We start from the raw sequence: 17,520 nt of genomic DNA, 5'->3' as shown, positions 1-17,520 counted from the left end.
ACTCATCTTCACGATGTCTAATATTGTTACCCAATATTAGCGTTACATCATTAATAAGTCAACAAATTCTCATTTTTTATTAATACTTTCAACTTGTGTGGACACGAGTAAAGCGACGATCGCGAGGATCAACACAAAGATAAATCCTGCGTGAGTGCCAACGGTTAAGCCACCGACGCCGGCTTGTTGACTACTCCCAAAGGCGATCAAACTCGTAGCGATCGCAGTGGCAACGGCGCCGACGATTTGTTGTAAGGTGTTCAAAATCGCACTGCCGTCAGCACTTAACGCCCCAGACAAGCTGTTCAACCCGTAAGTTTGAGCAGGTGACATTGCCAGTGGCGCCCCGATCATTAACACCACATGACCGAAGATCACCCAAGCTAAACTGGAATGAGCGTTCGCAGATAACAAAATGGCAACGCCGATGATCGCGATCACAAAACCGCTACGCGATAACCACTTGGCGCCGTGGTTATCATAAGCACGCCCTGCAGCAGCAGAGACTAATGCATTGACGATGCCACCAGGTAACATCGCGATGCCAGTCATCGCAACCGGTAAGTGCATCACCCGTTGCAAAAACATTGGCAACAAGTACATAGAAGCTAAGATCACCCCGAAGTCGAGCATCACCAGTAAAGTCCCAACAGTGAAGCGGCGGGTGTTGAACACATGGAGGTTCAACATTGGCTTGGCTAAGTGTAATTGTCGATGGGCATATAAATAAAGTGATACGACCCCGATGATCAAGGCGGCGAGCACTGGTAGCGATAACCAACCTTTGTCAGAAGCAAAGGTGGCGCCGATGACGATCCCTGCGAACCCGACAGTGGATTCAAGGATCGAGATCCAATCCACTGGGGTATGGGTTTGTTGATAAACGTTGTCCAAATTACCAGCGGTAAAGGTAAATGCGATCACCAAAAATGGGACAAATAACCAGAAAATAAAGTGCCAAGAGAATTTTGCGAGGAGTAAGCCTGTGATGGTAGGACCGATCGCAGGCGCAAACATAATCACTAACGCTGCCATACCCATCACCGCACCAAGTTTATGCGGTGGAAAGATCTGCAACGCGACACTAAACATCAACGGTAACACTAAGCCAGTCCCGATGCCTTGAATCATTCGACCTAATAACACCACTGGAAAGGCGGTGCCTAATGCTGAAATGACGGCTCCGACGATAAAGGCGCCTAAAGCAAATAAGACGATTTTTTTGGTGGTGAACCATTTCGTTAATAAACTGGATAATGGCATGCAGATCCCGATCACTAACATATAACCGGTGACCAACCATTGAATGGTACCTTGGCTGACGTTTAACGCCGTCATTAATGAAGGCAACGCAATATTTAACGCTGTTTCTGAAAACATACCGACGAACGATCCGATCATTAAGCCGACCATCGCCAATGCTGGATGCGCGATTTCAACTCGTGCTTTCGGCATTGCTTGAGATAATTCCATGACTTTCACTCCTTTGATCGTCTGCACCAGTGCAAAAAAATAGCCGTTAACGGCTAAAAGGTGTTGCGGCGCTTGGATAGTCGCCAAACGTTGCGATCGATTTTAATTACGTCGGTCATCTTAGCAGAAAATAACGTTTTTCGTAAGCGACTTTTCCAGAAAATTTTCAAGAAAACAGACTGACAACGAGGAAGTGATTTGAAATTGGGACTCCAGCTGGCTCGCCGCGACATAGTGAGGGTCCGAATCCGAGCTAGTCGAGATGTGTCGCTACGCTCCCCACTCGCCGGATCTCCACCTGCGGAACGCAGTATGCGGATATTAATTAGATAAAAAAACCAAGACTGAATTCAGCCTTGGTCGTTTCATGATTATTCAGCTTCGACAGCTTCGGCACCGCGATTTTGGAAAGCACTTAAGGCTTTGCGTGCAATCGGGCCGACGATCAACAATTGCAATGGCAGCGCCATAAACAAGTTGAAGATCCAAGTGTGCAAGTAAGTTAAGACGATGTTACCAGCAAAGTTTTGAGTGACGATCATCCCGAAGGCTGACATCAACGTCACCATCCCGGCAACCATTAAAATCGAAATTGAGATGCCGATGATGATCGGCTTTTTTTCCATTTCAGGTTTGAAAATATGATTGAAGAAGATCTTCTTGGCAGTTGGGCCAACGACGCCGAGATCTAAGATCAAAGCGACGATTAATGCTAATGGGTAACCTTTGAGGACTTCTAAGATGTAACCACTAGAAAAGCCATCAGCCATCGCAACGTTGTAGCCTGCCATGACAAACACCATTAAACCAGCCATGATCAAGCTGAAAAAGATTTCTTCTTTAAAATTCTTAGGCACGTGTAACTCCTTATCAGTGGGCATAGAATTTTGGGAGGTAGAGTCAGTGGCGAACCACCTATACGGAACCAAGCGACAAAAATGTCACCCACAACAAGAATTAACGTTACCAGAAATTTTCACGGCGCGTAAGGATTATTTTCAGAAAATTTGAGAAATTAGTGTCGGCGATACCAAGTCATGATTTTTTCAACGGATTCAGCTTCGAGATAGCGGGCTTCGACCGGTTCATTGCCATCACCACGGCGAATGCTTAAGACGAGATGGGCGACGTGTTTGCGTGTCATCCAAATACTTTGCTTCAAAGACATCGCTTGAATGTTTTGGCGGCGAACGACATATTGCGTTTGATGCCACAGACTACCGTTGCGGATCAATAACGTGTGAGCGTCGATGATCGCCACCCCGGTGAATCTTGCCGCAGATAACCCTTGAAAACTTTGGATCAACACCCATAATACCCCGACGATGAGCGTCCACAATAACCATTGTCGCCAAAAGTGACCGACCACTAACGCAATGATCGCAACCAGTCCCAGATTCCATAACGCCCAGTTGCGCACAAAGTACCAATGATTAGCTTTGGAAACAGGGGTGAATTCAGGCGTTGTCGTTGGCACCCAATCGATGAAATTGTGCATCATCGACAACGCAAGGTCTGCTTTGATCACTGGCAACAACACCAAGTCGTTATCTTTTTCTTCATCAGCGGCATTGCTGGCGAGCAACGCTTGAATCGTAGTGAGGTGCAGCCAATGCCGCAGTAAGCTTTGCCGCATGCGCACCGCTTGAATGCGACTGATCCGCACCGACACTTCCAATCGCTTGAAAAAGCCGCGAGTCGCCGTCAACGTATGGGCTTGTTTGGTCAAGGTGAAGTGATAGTAGCGTTGCAACAAGTTTAAATAAGAGATCAACACCGCAACTGCTAAAAATAAAATGATGAAGAAAACTAAAACGAACACTGCGAGATGGGCGAGTTGATCAAAGGCATTCTCTTGCCAAGTCTTCGGGATCACGTCATCAAGCTTGTTCCACAACCACCCTAATGCCGCTAAAATCGCTAAAAATCCCATACTTGTCGCGGCGTATAAATTAAGGTCCCGTGCAGAGATTTGATATTTCGCATCAAAAGTCGGCGTCGTCGGTTCTTGAGGCTCAGTTTCTGAAGCTTCTGTTGTCAGCACTGGTTGATGATGGCGATGAGCTTCGATTTCTTGCCCGACTGAAGTGGATACGGCAAACAGCGTCCCAGCGCCTTCTTTGCCGTCTTTACTCGAGGTTTCAATATTTAAGGTTTCCAAACCGAATGGCTGTAAGAAAAACCACTGTTGATGGCTGAGGGTTTGAATGTTGGGATAAGGGATGTGGCGCACTTTTTTGACGAATAAGCCGGAATTAATGGTGACTGCTTGATCGTCGATTAAATAAGAAAAACGCCAATAGCGCACTGCAGCCAACCCGATAATAAATAACAAGGCGGCGGCGATCCCAAGCACTGCCCACCAATTAAACCCTTGTTTGAAAATGCTGGAGCCTGCGACGATCAGCAAATACCACCAAGATTTAAATTCTTGGCCGATCATCACCGGCAGCGCCAGCAACGGCAGGCGTTTAGGCGTCATCGCGTGCCTCCTTGGCCAGTTGCATGATCTGTTCCCGCAAAGCGTCAGCGACAGCTTCTTCGACCCCGGCAATTTCATGGGTCGTGGCAGCCGTTTGCACTTTGACGCTTTGGAGGTGTTGACCGCGCAATAGTGGGCCTTGTTCTAGCGTCACATTTTGAATGCGAGCGATGGGGATGGCTTCAGTTTTACGGAAAATGAAGCCACTTTGCAAGACGACATCGTCTGAAGAAATTTGATAACGCCAAAAGGCATAGCGATAAGGGATCAAAATCAAGTGGCTGCCGACGTGTAGGACACCAAGCCCTAAGGCAATGGCGATCAACCACCAAGGCCAAGACCACAGTATGTGTGCGACGAAGAATCCGACAGCTAAAATCACCCATAATAGCCCATCGATCAAAGCACGCAGGCGCCAAACGGTTTTGATTTGAGCCGGAAGTTGTGTTTGCATGTTGTACCCCTCCAATTTGCTTTCAGTGTACCAACTGTTAAGGGCATGTGCAATTGTAAACAAATAAATCAGAATATAAAAAATCGACAGGCTTCATAATTGAAGACTGTCGATTGCAAATGCTTAAACGAGAGGTTCGTATACTAACTCAACCAGTTCTTTGTGACTCGCGAAGTTGACGCTGACGATGCGTTGTTCAAGGACTTTTTGATATTCTTCTAAGACGTCATAAGGCAGCGGCGTCAATAAATGTAAGTCGTCGATCACGTCAGCGACTGAGTTAGTCGTGTTAAAATCGATGAAAATGTCCACTTTGCTGAGGCAATCCGCCAGCAATTCAGACAACTGGGCGTCAGGCTTCCCGCTGGCATCGGTGATCACAACTTGTTGATGATTCAGCGGCTGGTGGTCGAATTGGATCAGTTTCAAGGCGTTGAAGACATTCATAGCGATTCTCCTTGTGGTTTTGTTGCCTCAATTTTAGCACAATGCGTTGATCGCGTTGTAAAATTTTACTGGTTCTGTCGCAACCGTAAACCCAGGCCCAAGCCGATGATACCGATCACCGCAAAAGTGAGAAACGTTGCGCGAAATCCTGCGATCCCACCGACTTGCGTTAAAATCGCAGTCGCTAACGCAACACCTAAAGCTCCGAGCAATTGCCGCGCAGTGGTAGTGACTGCGGTGCCGTCAGCGAGCCATTTTTTCGGTAAGGCGTTGGCACCAGTGGTCACTGCTGGCATCATCACAAACGCGTTGCCAGATTCAGTGACACAAGCGAGCAGAATCGCGACGATCAATGGCAAATGTCCTGCCAGTAATGTTAATAGAAGAAAGCCGCCAGTGATCAAGCTCATGCCGATCAACACCACGCGCTTAGGACCCACGGCATCAAGCAAGCGGCCAGTCCGCGGATTGAGCAGCGCTAAGCAAACTGCAGCAGGGACTAACGACAAACCAGAGATCAAAGGCGTGACTTTAAGGACTGTTTGAAAATACAACGGCATGACCACAGTGGTGACGATCAAGGCAATATATGAGATCCCAGTTAATAAACAAGCCAAGCGAAACTGCGGCGTTTGTAACACACGCAATTGCAGTAAAGGCTTGGGTTGATGCCATAATCGCGTGACAAACCAAACTGCCGAAAGTCCTGCAATGATCAAAATAATCAATAACGTGGCATTGAAGCCTTGGTTGCTAGCTTGAGATACCACATAAAGTAATGCTGGGAAGCTTGCCGCCAGCACCACGCTTAACCAATCTAAGCGACTGAAGTTTTGGGGCATCACATCTTGGATCGTGCGCGTTGAGGCAAGTAACACCAATAAACTGACGATCAAAAATAACCCAAATAATGCCCGCCAAGAAAACCAAGTCAATAACACCCCAGAGATGATCGGCCCAACGGCTAACGCTGAACCCATGACGAGGCCAGCGATCCCCATCACCGCGCCGCGCTTAGCTGGTGGGGTGATCGTTAACAAGACGGTTTGAAAACTGGGAAAAATGATCCCGACGGCTAAAGCTTCTAACAATCTGCCGATCATCAACACCGCAAAGCTCGGCGCCCAAATACATAAAGCAGTGCCGATCGCAAAGGTGGCGACCACGGCTTGAAACAAATGTTTAAAACCGACATTGTTCAACAGCCAAGGGGATACTGGGATCATCAAACTCATCACTAACATGAAACCAGTGGTCAACCATGCGACTGTGCTAGCCCCTAAATGAAACGCCTGCATGAAAGCAGGGTATGCGGTGCTTAACGCTGATTGGGAAATCGACATGGAAAAGGTTCCTGTCAACAACGTTGCGACAAAGGCACGTCTTGATTTTTCAGATAACATTTGGCTACCTCCAGTTCCAGTATAGCCGTAATGTTCGGATTTTGGGTTGGTGTAAGCGGTGCCTTTTGAAAATTTTCAAATAAAATTTTTCCAGCCGTTCATAAGTTATTTACTATGCTTCCATAAATTGATAGTATGTCATCATATGCTTATTTCAGAAAACTAAACCGGAGGAAAACAAAGAATAATGACGTATGATCTTGGCGTGCGCCTGGCCGCTGAATTCATTGGCACAGCAATTATGGTTGCGCTTGGTAACGGCTCAGTTGCCAACGTAGACTTAAAAGGGACTAAAGGTAACGGCTCTGACTGGATGTTGATCGCTTGCGGGTATGGCGCAGGGGTCATGATCCCTGCGATGATCATCGGGGGGATCTCTGGTAACCATATCAACCCAGCCTTCACGATCGGCTTAGCAGTATCTGGGTTGTTCCCATGGAAAGAAGTCTTACCTTATATCCTGGTGCAAATGGCTGGGGCAATGTTTGGTCAATTGATGGTTTATGCCGCTTATGAACCTCATTACGATTTGACTACCAACCCACAACATATCTTAGGGACGTTCAGCACCATCAATGCCACTAAGAGTCAATTGAATGGGTTTATCAACGAATTCATCGGTTCATTTATTTTATTCTTTGGGGCGTTAGGGATCACCAAAGCGCCGTTCTTCGCGAATAACTTAGGGACTGCCCACATGGCATTAGGTTTCTTAGTTGGGACGTTGGTCGCATCTTTCGGTGGCCCAACAGGACCTGCGTTGAACCCAGCGCGTGACTTAGGCCCTCGGATCTTGCACGCATTGTTGCCATTGAAGCACAAAGGTAGCTCCGATTGGGGTTATGCTTGGGTGCCAGTGGTTGCGCCGATCCTCGCCGGGATCTGTGCCATCGCGTTATACAAGAACGTCTTCATGTAAAATCACTGACTGCCTAGCGATAGGCAGTTTTTTATTTAAAAAAAGGAAGTGCCGTGATGTTTCAGTATTGCCCGACTTGTGGGACGAAGCTTTTACTCAAACCAGCAGGCGATGACGGCGACGTGCCTTATTGTCTGCATTGTGAAAAATTTTGGTTTCCGATGTTTGCTGACTGCGTGATCGTGTTAGTGGCGAATGCCGATCATCAAGTGGTTTTAGCAAAAATGCCGTATTTGTCGACACAATATGAATCGTTGATCTCGGGATATATTAAACCGGGTGAAAATGCTGAAACAGCAGCTTTGCGTGAAGTGAAAGAAGAACTCGGACTCTCGGGGGAAAGCATTGCCTATTCCGGAACGTATTGGTTGCCCAAACACCAAATGATGATGCATGGGTTCATCGTAGCAGTTAATGATGAGCAATTGACGCTGTCTGATGAATTAGCTAGTGCTGAATGGGTGGCAGTCGCAGATGCACCGGAGAAAATGTGGCCAGCGAGTCCGGAGAATGCGGCGCTGAAAGTGCTGGCGCAGTATTCAGAACAAATTCAATAACGTTGAACAAGAACATGCCGATGAATAAAAATAACACACTGATCACGAGTTCTGATCAGTGTGTTATTTTTATTTGGCTAGCTATTAACGGATTTTCCGATCTCTAGCAGAGGCGATCCCAGCAACTTGTCGATACTTGGCAACGGTGCGCCGTGCGACTACAAAGCCTTGATCAGAAAGTAACTTGGCCAATGCTGAATCACTAAAAGGTTTTGTAGGATCTTCTTTTGCGACGATTTGCTTAAGCGTGGCGATAAGTTGTGCCGTTGAACGTGATTCACCGCCAGCGGCAGGACTGTAGCGAGAAAAGAACATTTTCAAAGGGTAGACGCCAGATTCAGTTTGCAGATACTTGTTGTTGATAGTACGTGAAACCGTGGATTCTGATAACTGAAGTCGTTGGGCAATGTCACGCAATAAAAGTGGGGCCAAAGGCAAACTTGGATCTTTGAAATAATCGAATTGAGCACGAATAATTTCGCGGCCGATCATGACCAATGTTTCTTGACGGCGTTGCATAGCATATTCAAGCGATTGATATTGATCTTTTTTCTCGCGGAGATAGCGGCGAACCTCAGCATCATCAGTGGCATTGAGCTGATCGTAGGTCGCTTGGGCAAAAATCAATTCAGGCTGACTGTGACGATTCAAAGATAAAGAAGCCTCGTTGTTCTGCATAGATAACTTTAATTCTGGAACAATGTATTCGACTTGTGGTCGCCCGTATGCGATACCGGGATTAGCCGTTAAGGTTTGAATATACGCCACACAAGCGTCGATTTGTTTGCGTGAAAGCTTTAACTTAACTTCGATATCATGCCAGCGGTGTTTGACGAGATCTTCAAAGCAATCTTGTAGTAGCGCTAAGATCCCTTCAGGAATTTGATCTGGATCTTGTTCTGCTTGCAAATAAAGACATTCTTGTAGGTCTCTGGCGCCCACACCAGGTGGGTCAAGGCGTTGCAACAAAGTGATGGCATCAAGCGCTTCAGTGGTTGATAAATTCAATTCAGTTGCAATGTCCTCGTTGGATAAGCTGAGGTAGCCGCGTGGATCGAGTTGTTGAATCAAATAAATCACGATTTTGCGTAAATGCGTATCACGCATCGTCAACTGCACTTGTTCTAACAAGTAAGTAAATAGCGATTGATGTTCTGATTCGAGTTGGGCATCTTGACTGTCCGGCAATCGACGATCCAAAGTGGTGTGCACCGTGATCAACGGGTTGGTCATACTGATATCTTCAAGATAAGTGGTTAAATCGATCGCATCGAGTTGAAGGATCAGGATTGATTGGCGCATGCCTTGTGAAAGACTTAAGCTTTGACTTTGTGCTTGATTCAGTTGGAAACCTTGAGATTCACTCATGCCATTCATCCTTTCATTTAATGATTAAACCAAAACTTCCTTCAATTAGATACAAGCAAGAAAGATGCCAAAATGTGTCGAATATCAAGACACGATAATGAAAAAGCCGAGCGCCCATTGAAGTTGAGGTTGCTTGGCTTGATTTTGAGATTAATTTGTTGGCGCAGCAATCACGTCAGTTAAGGGGCTCAACTTATTTAAGTCGGCATCCGCAATGCCATTATCGGTAATCAGATAATCAATATCTTGCCAATTAGTGTATGCAATCAGCGCTGCAGTGGTGGCTTTGCTACTGTCAGCTAATACAACAGAGACTTGAGCATTAGCAATCACTGTTTTTTTGATTTGTTCGTCTTCTAAACTGTTGCTGGTTGGGCCGACGTGTCCAGCAAAACCTGAACTACCGAGAATGGCGACATCGACTTTAATTTTTTGAAGAAAGTGTTCTGCTTGATCGCCAGTTGTGGCTAGCGTCATCCCGTCGATCACTCCACCGACACTGATGATTCGATTTTGACTAGTAGCGAGTTCTTGAACCACAGGAATGGAATTGGTGATGATCGTGTAGTCAGATAATGTGCGATAAAGGCGGGCATAAGTTAAAGCGGTACTGCCTGCATCGATATAGATGACACGTCGCTCTTTGAACTGGTTGAAGGCAGTTGAACAAATTGCGTTTTTGGTCACTTGATGCGCATTTAGTCGATTAGCCACAGGCGGAATTGCAAAATCATTAGTCGGTAAAATGGTCCCGAAGGATTTTTTAATGCGACCTTGGGCGTTCAAATCAATCAAGTCACGCCGAATTGTTTCACGGGAAACTCCGAAGTGTGTGGCCAGTACGCTGGTTTTGACAGCGCCTTGCTGGGCCAATAAGTCTAAGATCTGTTGCTGACGGGTACTTCCGGCACTTTTTTTCAACATGATCAACTCCTATCATTTTGACTCTAACAGAAAGTGCCATTAAACTCAATAAATGTGCAAGTGTACACATTTATTGTTGCTGGATTACACATGGTGTGCTAATTTGAACGTGATGAAACGAATTTCACAGGAGGTTGCTGATGAAACTACAGTTAGCTTTGGATGATTTGTCGTTACAAGAAGCACTGACACTGGCACAACAAGTTCAAGATGCGATCGATATTTTTGAAATCGGGACGCCATTTATCCTACGATCAGGGATGGAAGTGGTGCGGATTTTTAAAGAACGATTTCCGAATCATGAAATATTAGCAGATACCAAGATCATGGATGCTGGATATTATGAAGCGCAAATCGCCTTTGAGGCAGGGGCGGATGACTGTACGGTGTGTGGGATCACTGATCAACAAACCATCAAAGAGTGCCTGCGTGCGGCAAAGGACTACCACAAAAAATTGTATGTGGATACCATCTGCATGCCAGATCTAACGCACCAAGTCCCACAACTTGAAGCGTTAGGTGTCGATCATATCAGTGTTCATGTCGGCGTCGATCAACAAGCATTAGGTCAAACCCCGATCACGGCGTTAAAAACAGTAAAAGCAGCAAGTGATCTTGCTGTAATTTCCGTTGCTGGTGGTATCAAGTTGAATACGGTGACTGCTTATCAAAAGGCTGATGCCGATGTCATCATTGTTGGCGGTGGTATTTTACATGCAACAGACCCTGTTGCAACGGCACTGGCTTTAGGTCGTGCAGTTCATCAAGAGGCATGATCGGAGGGGATCGCGATGAATGAATTACAACAAAATCTCATGGCCATTTTACGTGAACTTCAAGCTTCGATTCCTATGATTAAAGTTGCAAATGCTGGAGTATTAGTTGATGCCATCGTGACCGCACCGACGGTTTACTTAGCAGGAGCCGGACGATCTGGAGTTGCAATCAGAGCCTTTGCCAGTCGGTTGATGCATCTTGGTAAACATGTTTATGTGATCGGCGATGTCACCACGCCACATACCCATCCCAACGACTTGTTGATCATCGGTTCTGGGTCCGGTGAAACTGCGAGTTTGGTCGCGTTAGCCCAAAAAGCAAAACGTAGTGCCGTACAAATTGGTTTGATCACCATTGATTCTGAGTCAACGATTGCACAATTAGCAGATATCACCTTGGTGTTACCTGGCGACTCGCCTAAAGTCCAACATGATAACCAACGCATGACATCGATTCAGCCGATGGGGAGCTCTTTTGAGCAACTGAGTTTTTTGACTTATGATGCGTTGGTGCTGATGTTGATGAAACAAATGAACGAAACCTCAGCGCAAATGTTCGAACGTCATGCCGATCTCGAATAAAAAAGCCAACCACCAGTGAGGTGATTGGTTGATTCAGCGATTAGTCATCGCCAAAGACGATATCATACAGATAATTAATTTCGCCATCAGGGACAACGACTGAGTAAGTTTGTTCGATATCGCTGAGTGAACGTTTGATTTGAGCCAAACCGCGTGAACGCGAGTTGAGATCTTCAGGCACATACATCAAAGGTTCATCGTTGCGGATCAAACGCTCGATCAATGCAGAGATATGCACATAAAGTGTTGAACGTTGGCTGTTGGAAAGATGAATTTGCGCACGATCTTCCAAATTTTCGATCATTTTGCCGACGGTGATGATCACTTTATGGGCATCAAGAATCGTGACAGCAGACAATAGGCGCTCCAATGATAAGTTTTGAATCAGCTTGTCATTGATGGTGGATAAGACATCTGGGTCTTTGACATCAGGGAACAACGTGTTAAGCACATCCATACCTTCTGAAGAAACCAAAGTCTCTAATGAAATATAAGGCACATGCTTGAGTTTCGGATCATTGGTCCCAACCACAGCAATCACGTTATATTGCTTAAACATTTGCGCTTCTTCACCATGGTCACGTAAAAAGGCGAAGTCGACAGATTCAACTTTGTAATCCAGTGATTCAGGGATACTTTGTTCCAAGAAGGCTTGAATTTGACGGGCTGAACCCACACCAGTATGACAAGTGGTAATGATCATCGGTTTCTTTTCGATCACCGGATAAGTCAACTTAAACTGTGGCAACAGTTCCTTTTGCGTCCGTTGACCAATTTCATCTAAGCTGGCGCCGTTTTGAATCATATCGCCGACAAACAACGCTTCTTGTGTGGACACATTACTCATTAACAACAAAGGACCAGTTTGTAATTCGCCTAATGTTTCAGGCAAGATCATCAATGAACCCATGTCGACCAAGACGACCAACCCTTTGCTGCAATCATATTTGGTGACATAAGAAATCAAAAATTCTTTGACTTGATCGACAGATACCGTCAGCGGCATATCATAAGCATCAAAGATTTTCCGGTTGAGCAATTGATTGGCAACATCTGCAATGGAGCTTGCAGTTGAAAAACCATGGGCTAAGATCAAAGCGTGTTGGCCGAGTTCTTCAGCGTTTAATTGCAAACTGAATAAATAGCCCAGCAGCAATAAGCGGTTCATTGCATCTAAGCGAAAATCAAGCTTGGTACGAACGAGGTCTAAGAATGCTTTGAGAACTTGGTTTTCAACCGTGGCATGTTCTTGCATGAACTTCAATAAGTGGTTGATTTTTTCTTCGTTAGCCGGGGTCAAAGTGACGTCAAAGTCGTGTTTGCGATACATGAAATTGGCGATGGCAACCACTGCGTTGCCTTTGATTTTGACAAAAAAGCTAGAGTTCAGATAGTCGAATAGTCGTTGAATCACGGCGGTCATATATTTCAGCGATTCGTTTTCGTAACGTTGGTCTTGATGTACCATTTGATCCATCAACGCAGCAGTTTCGCGGGCTAATTTTTGTTGGACCAAATCGGCACTGAGGCGATTGCGTTCGAGGTCGAGATCAAGCTGAATGAACTTTTGGATCAAAGTGTTGATTTGCGAATTATCGTCATGCCAAGTCCGCAAATAATCGCTGAGTTGACTCGTCGGCGTAAAGACGACATCTTCTTGGACGATGGTTTCTTGTTCGTTGACTGCGAGCAAATTAGTCAATAAGCCATTGCCGATATTTTCTGTCGAAACCGTCAATGTTTGATCTTGGCGATCTTCACTGAAAACATGGGCGCAGATGATCCGGACACTGGTACGCAGTTCCCCGATGTTAGCTTTGTAGCGCAGATTGTACAATCGATTGATGATCCAAGGGCTGACTGATAAAGTGCGATTCAAACGCTGCGCTTCGTTGAGAAAGGCCATATAAATATGGCAGCGCAATTCGATCTTTGAGCGATCGTTTAAATCAGGAATTTTAACCGCAATCGGGATCCGCCGCATGAAGGTTTGCAAAAAAGTTTCTTGCAGATTCTCAGTGGTGGCAAAGACTAGGCGTACCGTTGCTTTGCGCGGTTTTTGGGTATCGCCCATGCGCATGAAGGTGCCGGTATCCATGAAAGCAAACAGCTTTTCTTGGCTTTCAGGGTCGAGACGATGACATTCGTCGAGAAACAAGATCCCACCATCTGCAGATTCCAGCAACCCTGGCATATCAGTGGTTGCGCCAGTAAAAGCCCCTTTGGTATAGCCAAACAAATTACTCGAAAGCAGCTCTGGGTTATGGTAGTACTGGGCACAATTCAATGTCAAAAACGGTGCATTCGGTTTTAAAATTCCAGATTGAACACAGTACTTGTAGGATAATTCTGCTAAATAACTTTTCCCAACACCGGTGCTCCCAGATAAAATAAACGGCAAACCCGCTGGTGGGTAGGCAAGCGCAGTTTTAATATGATCAATGTCTTCTTTCATACTTTGATCGCTACCAATAAAGGAACGAAACACATTATCTTTGCTGGCTTGCTCAGCCATTAATTCATCTAATGAGGCGTAAACATCTAATCGCGGCGTGAAGAACTGATTGCTAAAGGCTTCGCGATCGGCAAAATAAGTGGGACGTGATTTCACTTGAATGACGCTGTGTTGTTTCAATAGCTCGTTGAGATATTGGCTGGTCGTGTTGCGACTTAACTCTAAGGCTGAGGCAATCGCCTCGGTGGTGATGTTTTTTAAATCAGGTAAGGTTGATGCAGTGGTAGTGGCACTTTGAACCACAGATTTGACGTCTTCTATTCTCATCTCAGGAATCCTTTCGACACAATATGGGACTGTCGTATTTCCGTCGACTAAATGATAACATGTTCCCTTGAATCTACAAGTGAATGAATTGGTCTACACCAAGAAAACGCTATTGTGACGCGGCTCACTAGCGTTTTTTATTTTTCGACAAAAACTGGCATGCAAATTGCTTATACCCAAGTGTAGGCTACTAAGCGATGAGTATTTCCGTCAAAGTACCATCTTAGTAGCACATCAAATCATGAAAGGAGGCTTGGCAGTGAAATATCTGATTCTTGTGAGTCACGGGGAATTCTCCCAAGGATTAAAGCAATCGTTGTCGATGTTTGCCGCAGATAATATGGATAGTGTGATCGCAGTTGGTTTATTACCAGGGGAAGCGGCCGGCACTTTAGGCAAGCGATTCGAACAAACCCTCGATCAATTGCCTAATGATAGTCAGTTTGTGGTGTTAGCCGACATTATTGGCGGCAGTCCACTGACAACGATCAGCAATATCTTAGGGGAGCGAGGCAAACTCGCCGATACCTTGATTTTTGGAGGGATGAATTTCCCGATGGCCTTGACCGCGTTGATGGCTAAGGATAGCAGTGATAATTCAGAGTTGGAAGTCAAAGTGCTTTCAGAAGCCAGCAATGCCGTCAAAGTTTTTAAAGTACCAACTGATGACGCCGATGATGACGAAATTTAAAGGAGTGAATGACAATGTCAGTATCATTTGTGCGGATCGATGATCGGATGATCCATGGCTTGATCACTACCCGTTGGGGTAAAGAATTACCTTGTGATGGCATTATTGCCGTAAATGATAAAGCGGCAACGAATCCCATTTTGAAAGAAGCTTATAAAGCCGCGGTTCCGGATAAGAAGGTCTTTGTTTGGACCATGAAACATTTCAATGATGTCAAAGATAAAGTGATCAACTCTGATACCAAGTACTTCTTGATCACCAAGAGTCCATTAGACATGAAGACGATTTTAGTGGATTGGGGCTTTGTCCCAAGCGACATTAAAACGGTAAATGTCGGCCCGGGTAATGACCGTGAAAACACTGTGAAGCTCGGGGATAACCAATCCTTCACCCAAGCTGAAGGGGATGCGTTTGAAGCACTGCAAAAGGCAGGCTACAAAGTGGACTTCGCCTTACTTCCAGATCAACGTATCGGCAGTTGGGATAAGTTTAAGTCCAAGTTTGGTTACTAGGGATTAATCAATAGGAGGTAATACTATGACAATCAGTTGGCTACAAGCTGCGATTTTAGGATTATTTGCCTGCTTGTGCTCTAATTCGTGTATGGCTGGTCAAGCCGTGGGTAATTACACGATCGGCCGTCCATTAGTTGGTGGTTTGGTATGTGGTTTGGTTTTAGGTGACTTAAAGCTCGGGATCGCCTGTGGGGTCGCGATGCAGTTGGTTTACATCGCGTTAGTTACGCCAGGCGGTACAGTTTCAGCGGATGTTCGTGCCATTTCTTATATTGGGATCCCACTGGCAATGGTTGCTATTGCCTCTAAAGGGATGAACCCATTAGGCACATCTGCTGCTGACTTAGCAAAATCTGTTGGGACTTTAGTCGGGACTGTTGGGACGGTTTTATACTATGCCGTTGCAACGTTGAACCTGGTTTGGCAATCATTCGGTTGGAAAGATGTTCATCAAGGTAAATTGGATCGTTTATACGGGGTCAACTTTGGCTGGCCTTGGCTCTCACATGCATTATTCTCATTCATCCCAACCATGTTGTTGACTTACTACGGTTCTACTGCCGTTACTGCTTTGCGTGATGCTTTGCCAATGGACGGGATCGCCATGAAGACCCTATTTACGGTTGGTGGCATGTTACCATGTGTCGGGATCGCGATCTTACTGCGTCAAATCGTTTCCAAGCCAATTGATTTCGTGCCATTCTTCGTTGGGTTTACGTTGGCTGCTTCTCTGCACTTGAACTTGGTTTCTGTCACAGTTGTTTCCTTGCTGTTCGCTGTGATTTTCTACGAAATCGAAATGGCCATTGGCTCAACTCATGGGCCATCTGATGGTTCCCAAACCGCAACTGCGAGTGCAGGAGCAGACGATGATGAAGAGGAGGATATTTGATCATGCAAAAAGCACAAGAAGTTAAAAAAATTGACCATAAAACCCTGAGTCATTCATTTCATCTGTGGTTTTGGGGCGCGTTGACCTGCTTTTCACAGGAACATATGCAGACTTTCGGTTACATGGCTTCCATGTTGCCGATCATCAAAAAACTGTATCCTGATCATGATGACCAAGTCAAAGCCATCAAAGCTTACACTGCGTTCTTCAACACCAACCCAATGCTTGGGACGGTGATTGTTGGGGTCACAGCAAGTATGGAAGAAGCCCGTGCTAACGGCCAAGATATCGACGGTGAAACTATCAACGATATGCGTGCCGGCTTAATGGGCCCAATTGCTGGGATCGGGGATTCATTGATCGATGGGACCTTAATTCCAATTCTGTTAGGGATCTCTTTGGGGATGTCTTCCGGTGGCTCACCAGTTGGGGCGATCTTCTACATTATTGCTTGGGTTTTGATCGCTTACTTTGGTCAACGGTTCTTATACTTCCGCGGTTATCAATTCGGTGATAAAGCGGTCAGCTTCTTAGTTGGGAAGCAAGGCGCTGCGATTCGTCACGCGATCGGTGTTATCGGTAGTATGGTTGTTGGTGGGGTTTTGGCTTCTTGGGTCAACGTCACCACTTCCTTGAAATTAGTTGGTAGCAATGGCAAAGTCTTCTTGAATTTGCAAGACAAACTCGACAGCATCTTCCCTGGTATCTTAACGGTTGCTGTGACCTTGTTCTGCTGGTGGTTAATGTCTAAAAAGCATGTCTCTGCAATTTGGACGATGTTGATCTTAGTTGTCGTTTCATTAGTCGGGGTATTGCTTGGTTTCTTCAACCCTGGTTTGACTTACTAACTCAGAAAGGAGCAGTACGAAGCCATGACCATTACAGAAATGCGTAAAGGCTATGAACAAGAAGTTGCGTATCAAAAACACATGATGAAGAATCTTGGGTACTGGTTCCAATTATGTGTTGTCTTAAGTGGTGTGGGGATTGTATTGCTCGCACTATATCACAGTACGCATCCAGTTGTTGCCATCATTGGTGGCGTGATCTTTGGGATCGGTGCTTTAGGGATGTTCTTATTCGGTTATACAGGTTGGCGTGGACAACAGAATCTCAAGAAACTCGTCAACGACTATGAAGCCAAAGTGAATTATCTGCATACCCATCATACCAATCGGTTTAAAGTACCGACGCGTTAAGGTGACGCCATACTGAAAAAGAACCTGATCGCGTTTGCGCGATCAGGTTCTTTTGA

The 17,520-nt window shown here is 45.6% G+C and carries 18 protein-coding genes; 9 read left to right on the top strand and 9 right to left on the bottom strand.

The window, feature by feature from the left end:
* Positions 1 to 69 precede the first annotated feature (69 nt).
* The 6 genes from EKM92_RS10445 to EKM92_RS10420 form a co-directional block, all read right to left on the bottom strand.
* Positions 70 to 1,473, bottom strand: a complete 1,404-nt coding sequence (locus EKM92_RS10445) for a DHA2 family efflux MFS transporter permease subunit (RefSeq protein ID WP_125710538.1) — start codon at positions 1,471 to 1,473, stop codon at positions 70 to 72.
* Positions 1,474 to 1,844: 371 nt separating this feature from the next.
* Positions 1,845 to 2,330 (bottom strand): DUF2798 domain-containing protein, encoded by a 486-nt coding sequence (locus EKM92_RS10440; protein WP_056962446.1) that lies wholly within the window; start codon positions 2,328 to 2,330, stop codon positions 1,845 to 1,847.
* 158 nt (positions 2,331 to 2,488) lie between these two features.
* Positions 2,489 to 3,955: a PH domain-containing protein gene (locus EKM92_RS10435; protein ID WP_164509975.1), complete on the bottom strand. Its 1,467-nt coding sequence runs from the start codon at positions 3,953 to 3,955 to the stop codon at positions 2,489 to 2,491.
* On the bottom strand, positions 3,945 to 4,409 hold the full coding sequence (locus tag EKM92_RS10430; RefSeq protein ID WP_125710534.1) for a PH domain-containing protein: 465 nt from the start codon (positions 4,407 to 4,409) through the stop codon (positions 3,945 to 3,947). The genes EKM92_RS10435 and EKM92_RS10430 overlap by 11 nt, the downstream gene beginning before the upstream one ends.
* A gap of 123 nt (positions 4,410 to 4,532) precedes the next feature.
* Entirely contained in the window at positions 4,533 to 4,856 is a 324-nt protein-coding gene (locus EKM92_RS10425; protein ID WP_125710532.1) for a hypothetical protein, read from the bottom strand.
* Positions 4,857 to 4,921: 65 nt separating this feature from the next.
* On the bottom strand, positions 4,922 to 6,259 hold the full coding sequence (locus EKM92_RS10420) for an MFS transporter (RefSeq protein ID WP_125710530.1): 1,338 nt from the start codon (positions 6,257 to 6,259) through the stop codon (positions 4,922 to 4,924).
* 187 nt (positions 6,260 to 6,446) lie between these two features.
* Between EKM92_RS10420 and EKM92_RS10415 the strand changes: the two genes are divergently transcribed.
* Positions 6,447 to 7,178, top strand: coding sequence for an MIP/aquaporin family protein (locus tag EKM92_RS10415; protein WP_056962452.1), 732 nt, complete (start codon positions 6,447 to 6,449; stop codon positions 7,176 to 7,178).
* 56 nt (positions 7,179 to 7,234) lie between these two features.
* The gene (locus EKM92_RS10410; protein ID WP_225420786.1) at positions 7,235 to 7,735 is read left to right on the top strand and encodes an NAD(+) diphosphatase; all 501 of its coding nucleotides are present in this window, start codon (positions 7,235 to 7,237) and stop codon (positions 7,733 to 7,735) included.
* Between the two features lie 84 nt (positions 7,736 to 7,819).
* On the opposite strand, the gene rpoN is transcribed toward EKM92_RS10410, so the two are convergent.
* Positions 7,820 to 9,103: an RNA polymerase factor sigma-54 gene (rpoN, locus tag EKM92_RS10405; RefSeq protein ID WP_164509974.1), complete on the bottom strand. Its 1,284-nt coding sequence runs from the start codon at positions 9,101 to 9,103 to the stop codon at positions 7,820 to 7,822.
* Positions 9,104 to 9,253: 150 nt separating this feature from the next.
* Positions 9,254 to 10,027, bottom strand: a complete 774-nt coding sequence (locus tag EKM92_RS10400; RefSeq protein ID WP_125710525.1) for a DeoR/GlpR family DNA-binding transcription regulator — start codon at positions 10,025 to 10,027, stop codon at positions 9,254 to 9,256.
* 140 nt (positions 10,028 to 10,167) lie between these two features.
* Here EKM92_RS10400 and hxlA point away from each other — a divergent pair, with 140 nt between their 5' ends.
* The gene (gene hxlA, locus EKM92_RS10395; protein ID WP_125710523.1) at positions 10,168 to 10,803 is read left to right on the top strand and encodes a 3-hexulose-6-phosphate synthase; all 636 of its coding nucleotides are present in this window, start codon (positions 10,168 to 10,170) and stop codon (positions 10,801 to 10,803) included.
* Between the two features lie 15 nt (positions 10,804 to 10,818).
* Entirely contained in the window at positions 10,819 to 11,385 is a 567-nt protein-coding gene (gene hxlB, locus EKM92_RS10390; protein ID WP_125710521.1) for a 6-phospho-3-hexuloisomerase, read from the top strand.
* Between the two features lie 40 nt (positions 11,386 to 11,425).
* Here the strand turns inward: hxlB and EKM92_RS10385 are convergent, their stop codons facing one another.
* Positions 11,426 to 14,167 carry a sigma 54-interacting transcriptional regulator gene (locus EKM92_RS10385; RefSeq protein WP_125710519.1) on the bottom strand — a complete coding sequence of 914 codons (2,742 nt, stop codon included), beginning with the start codon at positions 14,165 to 14,167 and terminating at the stop codon, positions 11,426 to 11,428.
* A gap of 259 nt (positions 14,168 to 14,426) precedes the next feature.
* On the opposite strand from EKM92_RS10385, the gene EKM92_RS10380 reads away from it, so the two are divergent.
* From EKM92_RS10380 to EKM92_RS10360, 5 genes are read left to right on the top strand one after another with little or no spacing between them, the layout of a single operon-like run.
* Complete coding sequence (locus EKM92_RS10380) at positions 14,427 to 14,858, top strand: PTS sugar transporter subunit IIA (protein WP_125710517.1); 432 nt, start codon at positions 14,427 to 14,429, stop codon at positions 14,856 to 14,858.
* 14 nt (positions 14,859 to 14,872) lie between these two features.
* Positions 14,873 to 15,370, top strand: a complete 498-nt coding sequence (locus tag EKM92_RS10375) for a PTS sugar transporter subunit IIB (RefSeq protein ID WP_125710515.1) — start codon at positions 14,873 to 14,875, stop codon at positions 15,368 to 15,370.
* A 25-nt stretch (positions 15,371 to 15,395) separates the two neighbouring features.
* On the top strand, positions 15,396 to 16,265 hold the full coding sequence (locus tag EKM92_RS10370; protein WP_125710514.1) for a PTS mannose/fructose/sorbose/N-acetylgalactosamine transporter subunit IIC: 870 nt from the start codon (positions 15,396 to 15,398) through the stop codon (positions 16,263 to 16,265).
* 2 nt (positions 16,266 to 16,267) lie between these two features.
* The gene (locus EKM92_RS10365) at positions 16,268 to 17,113 is read left to right on the top strand and encodes a PTS system mannose/fructose/sorbose family transporter subunit IID (RefSeq protein WP_125710512.1); all 846 of its coding nucleotides are present in this window, start codon (positions 16,268 to 16,270) and stop codon (positions 17,111 to 17,113) included.
* 24 nt (positions 17,114 to 17,137) lie between these two features.
* Positions 17,138 to 17,464, top strand: coding sequence for a DUF202 domain-containing protein (locus tag EKM92_RS10360; protein ID WP_125710510.1), 327 nt, complete (start codon positions 17,138 to 17,140; stop codon positions 17,462 to 17,464).
* Positions 17,465 to 17,520: the final 56 nt, after the last annotated feature.

The sequence above is a fragment of the Lacticaseibacillus porcinae genome, from assembly GCF_003946305.1.
In the GTDB taxonomy this organism is placed as follows: domain Bacteria; phylum Bacillota; class Bacilli; order Lactobacillales; family Lactobacillaceae; genus Lacticaseibacillus; species Lacticaseibacillus porcinae.
This window is presented reverse-complemented; position numbering and strand designations above follow the sequence as displayed.